We start from the raw sequence: 3982 nt of genomic DNA on the forward strand, positions 1-3982 counted from the left end.
GGTGTGCATGACCGACACGACGGAGGATGCCGGGTTCTCGGCATCCATCGATCGAGCCGTCGAGGTGCTGGCGGGCCGACGCGTCGCGGTGCTGACCGGCGCGGGCGTGTCGACGGACTCCGGGATCCCCGACTATCGCGGAAAGGGTGCGCCGACGCGGACGCCCATGACGGCGCAGCAGTTCCTGGCCAGCGCCGAGGCGCGCCGGCGCTACTGGGTGGGCAGCCACCTGGGGTGGAAGGTGTTCGCCGCCGCCGAGCCCAACGACGGTCACCGCGCGCTCGCCGCGCTCGAGGCCGCGGGCGTGGCCAACGGCGTCGTGACGCAGAACGTCGACGGTCTGCACGTGCGGGCCGGCAGCGGCCGGGTCGTCGAGCTGCACGGCACGATGCGCCGCGTCGGCTGCCTGCAGTGCGGCCAGGTGTTCGACCGCCGCGATCTGGCCGAGCGGGTCGAGGCCGACAACCCGTGGATCACCCTTCCCGAGAACGTCGAGCTCGGGCCCGACGGCGACGTGACGCCCGCGTCCGCCGACGGTTTCGTCGTGCCCACGTGCTCGGTGTGCGGCGGGACGCTCAAGCCCGACGTCGTGTTCTTCGGCGAGTACATCCCGGTCGAGAAGTTCCGCGAGGCCGAGCAGCTGGTGCACACCAGCGACGCCCTGGTGGTGGCGGGCTCGTCGCTCGTCGTGAACAGCGGCATCCGTCTGGTCGAACGTGCGCGGCGCAAGCGCCTGCCCGTCGTCATCGTCAACCGCGGCGCGACGCGCGCCGATCAGCGCGCGGCGGTGAAGATCGACGGCGGCACGACCGACGTGCTGCGGGCGTTCGCCGAGCGGCTTCCGGGACTGCTGTAAGGCGCGGGGCTCCCGCTCCCCCGTTCGCGCACCCGGTTAGGCTCGAACCGTGACGATCCTGACTCTTGTGCGACACGGTGAGACGGCCTGGAACTACCGGGGCCGCATCCAGGGCTCGACCGACATCCCCCTCAACGACACCGGACGCGTGCAGGCGCAGGGCGTCGCCGAGACGCTGGCGGCCGAGTACGCCGGCCGCGAGGTGGTCGTGGTGTCGAGCGACCTGTCGCGCGCGGCCGAGACGGCCGACATCATCGCCTCCGCCCTGGGCACGACCGTCTCGCGCCGCCACCCCGGCCTGCAGGAGCGGTCGTACGGAGAGGCCGAGGGGATGGACGCGCCCACCTTCGCCGCGACGTTCGGGCCCTGGCACGTCGCCGACGTCCCCGGCGCCGAGGCGTGGCCCGTCGTGCGCGAGCGCGCCCTCGCCGCGATCGCCGAGATCGTCGCCGAGACCCCGGCCGGCGTCGACGTGATCGCCGTCGCGCACGGCGCGCTGATCCGCGAGGTCATCTCGTTCGCCACCGACGGAGCGTTCCCCCGCGAGGGCGAGCGCCTGCCCAACTGCTCGGCGACGACGTTCCGCCTCGACGGCGACGCGTGGGAGCTGCTCGCCTACGCCGGCGTCGCGAGCTGATTTCCTGAGCCCGCGCCGCGCCTACCGCGCTCGCGCGACCACCGACCGCGCGTGACGCAGGATCGGCTCATCGATCATCCGGCCCTCGAACCGGAACACCCCGCGCTCCCCCTCGGCCGCGCCGAGGACCCCCCGCGCCCACGCGACCAGCTCGGGCGTCGGAGCGTACGCCGCGCGGATCGTGGCGACCTGCCCCGGATGGATGCACGCCGTCGCGGCGAACCCCGAGGCGGCGGCATCCCGGGCCTCTTCGGCGAGACCCTCGAGGTCGCCGATGTCGACGTGCACCGCGTCGACGGCCCGTTTGCCGAACGCCCCCGCGGCCAGCAGCACCCGCGCCCGCGCGAGCCGCGCGACGTCGCGATATCCGCCGTCGTCGCGGCGACTCGACGTTCCGCCGAGGCTCGCGACGAGGTCCTCGGCGCCCCACATCAGCGCCGAGACCTGCGGCAGCGCCGCGAGGTGCTCGGCGTGCACGACGCCCCGGGCCGTCTCGCACAGCGCGATCACGTCGTACCCCTCGAGGGGGGCGAGGGATGCCGGCTCCTCGGCCTTCGCGACCATGACCGTCCGCACGCGGGTCTCGGCCACCGCGGCGAGGTCGCGCGCGAACTCCGGCGTCTGCGGTCCGTTGACGCGCACGATGACGCGATCGGGATCGGGGTCGGCGCCCACGAACGCGGCGCGCGCGTCGGCCTTGGCGTGCGGGGCGACGGCGTCCTCGAGGTCGACGATCGCGGCATCCGCCCGTTCCAGGGCTTTCGCGAGACGCTCGGGGCGATCCCCCGGCACGAACAGCAGCGCGGGACCCAGGTCGAACGTCACGAGACGCCCTCCCGCGACCACATCAGCACCGTGCGCGTCGCCGTCGCCACGACCTCGTCGTTCTGCGAGAGTCCGGTGTGGGCCATGACGACGACCCCCTGACCGGGACGGGATGCCGAGGGCCGCACCGACACGATCTCGGTCTCGGCGACGAGGGTGTCGCCGACGAACAGCGGCGCGGGAAAGCTCACGTCCGTCAGCCCCAGCTGCGCGACGAGCGTGCCCTGGGTGAGCTGCGCGACCGACAGGCCCACGAGGGTCGACAGCGTCCACATCGAGTTGACCAGCGGGCGGCCGAAGGGCTGCGTCGCGGAGTACGCGGCATCCAGGTGCAGGGCCTGCGGGTTCATCGTCAGCGTCGTGAAGAGCACGTTGTCGGCGTCGGTCACCGTGCGACCGGGCCGGTGGGCGTACCTCTCGCCGACGACGAACTCCTCCAGGTACAGGCCCCGCTGCTCGATCATGCGGCCACGGTACCGGTGAGTCCCAGCGCGCGCGAGATCACCATGAGCTGCACCTCGGTGGTCCCCTCGCCGATCTCGAGGATCTTCGAGTCGCGGTAGTGGCGGGCGACGGGGTACTCGTTGATGAACCCGTTGCCGCCGAACACCTGCGTGGCGTCGCGGGCGTTGGCCATCGCGGCGTCGCTCGCGGTCATCTTGGCGACCGCGGCATCCACCGAGAACGGCTTTCCGGCGTCGCACAGGCGCGCCGCGTGCACCCACGCGAGACGGGCGGTGTGCACGCGGGCGTGCATGCGCGCGAGCAGGAACTGCATGTTCTGGCGCGTCGACAGGCGCTCGCCGAAGACCGTGCGGCTGCGGGCGTAGTCGACCGCGGCTTCGAGACAGCCCTCGGCGGCACCGGTGGCGAGGGCGGCGATCGCGACGCGCCCCTCGTCGAGCGTGCGCAGGAAGTTCTTGAAGCCGTGACCGCGCTCGCCGAGCAGGTTCGCCTCGGGCACCCGCACGCCGTCGAAGGTGAGCGGGTGGGTGTCGCTGGCGTTCCAGCCGACCTTGTCGTAGGCGGGGCCCACGGTGAATCCGGGGGTGCCGTTGGGCACGATGATCGTCGAGATCTCGGGGCGGTCGCCCGTGCGACCGGTGACCGCGGTGACGGTCACGAAGCGGGTGATGGCCGTGCCCGAGTTGGTGATGAACTGCTTGGTCCCGTCGATCACCCACTCGCCGTCCTCGAGCCGCGCGGTGGTGCGCGTGGCGCCCGCGTCGCTGCCCGCCTCGGCCTCGGTCAGCCCGAACCCGGCGAGCGCGCGACCGGCGACGAGGTCGGGCAGGTACTCGGCCTTCTGCGCGTCGGTGCCGTAGCGGTAGATCGGCATGGCGCCCAGGCCCACCCCGGCTTCGAGGGTGATGGCCATGGACTGGTCGACCCGCGCGACGCCCTCGATCGCGACGCACAGGCTGGCGTAGTCGCCGCCCTGCCCGCCGACCTCTTCGGGGAACGGCAGGCCGAACAGCCCCAGGTCGCCCATCTGCGCGACGAGGTCGAGCGGGAGTTCGTGGGAGCGGTCGGCCTCGTAGGAGCGCGGGGCAATCACCTCGTCGGCGAACTCGCGCACCATGGCGCTCAGTTCGCGTTCGTCGTCGGTGAAGGCCTGCTGGCTGTCGATGCTCACGGGTGCGTCTCCTTGTGGGATGAGGGAG

At 72.8% G+C, this 3982-nt stretch carries 5 protein-coding genes; 2 read left to right on the top strand and 3 right to left on the bottom strand.

The window, feature by feature from the left end; translation table 11 throughout:
- Nucleotides 1–7 precede the first annotated feature (7 nt).
- Nucleotides 8–856, top strand: coding sequence for a Sir2 family NAD-dependent protein deacetylase (locus tag DBR36_RS12990; protein ID WP_108320035.1), 849 nt, complete (start codon nt 8–10; stop codon nt 854–856).
- A gap of 49 nt (nt 857–905) precedes the next feature.
- The gene (locus tag DBR36_RS12995; RefSeq protein ID WP_108320029.1) at nt 906–1493 is read left to right on the top strand and encodes a histidine phosphatase family protein; all 588 of its coding nucleotides are present in this window, start codon (nt 906–908) and stop codon (nt 1491–1493) included.
- Between the two features lie 21 nt (nt 1494–1514).
- On the opposite strand, the gene DBR36_RS13000 is transcribed toward DBR36_RS12995, so the two are convergent.
- The 3 genes from DBR36_RS13000 to DBR36_RS13010 are packed head-to-tail and all read right to left on the bottom strand — an operon-like array spanning nt 1515 to nt 3900.
- A complete protein-coding gene (locus DBR36_RS13000; protein ID WP_108320037.1) occupies nt 1515–2318 on the bottom strand; it encodes a CoA ester lyase in 804 nt (267 codons plus the stop codon).
- A complete protein-coding gene (locus DBR36_RS13005; RefSeq protein WP_108320031.1) occupies nt 2315–2782 on the bottom strand; it encodes a MaoC family dehydratase in 468 nt (155 codons plus the stop codon). Before DBR36_RS13005 ends, DBR36_RS13000 begins: the two co-directional genes overlap by 4 nt.
- Complete coding sequence (locus DBR36_RS13010) at nt 2779–3900, bottom strand: acyl-CoA dehydrogenase family protein (RefSeq protein WP_258222834.1); 1122 nt, start codon at nt 3898–3900, stop codon at nt 2779–2781. The genes DBR36_RS13005 and DBR36_RS13010 overlap by 4 nt, the downstream gene beginning before the upstream one ends.
- Between the last annotated feature and the right edge of the window lie 82 nt (nt 3901–3982).

The organism is Microbacterium sp. HMWF026, assembly GCF_003061325.1.
Lineage (GTDB): Bacteria > Actinomycetota > Actinomycetes > Actinomycetales > Microbacteriaceae > Microbacterium > Microbacterium testaceum_E.

Excerpts from the sequence above, each read along its gene's own strand:
- DBR36_RS13010 (WP_258222834.1), bottom strand. The coding sequence starts at position 3,900 with ATGGTGCGCGAGTTCGCCGACGAGGTGATTGCCCCGCGCTCCTACGAG.
- DBR36_RS13005 (WP_108320031.1), bottom strand. The coding sequence starts at position 2,782 with ATGATCGAGCAGCGGGGCCTGTACCTGGAGGAGTTCGTCGTCGGCGAG.
- DBR36_RS12990 (WP_108320035.1), top strand. The coding sequence starts at position 8 with ATGACCGACACGACGGAGGATGCCGGGTTCTCGGCATCCATCGATCGA.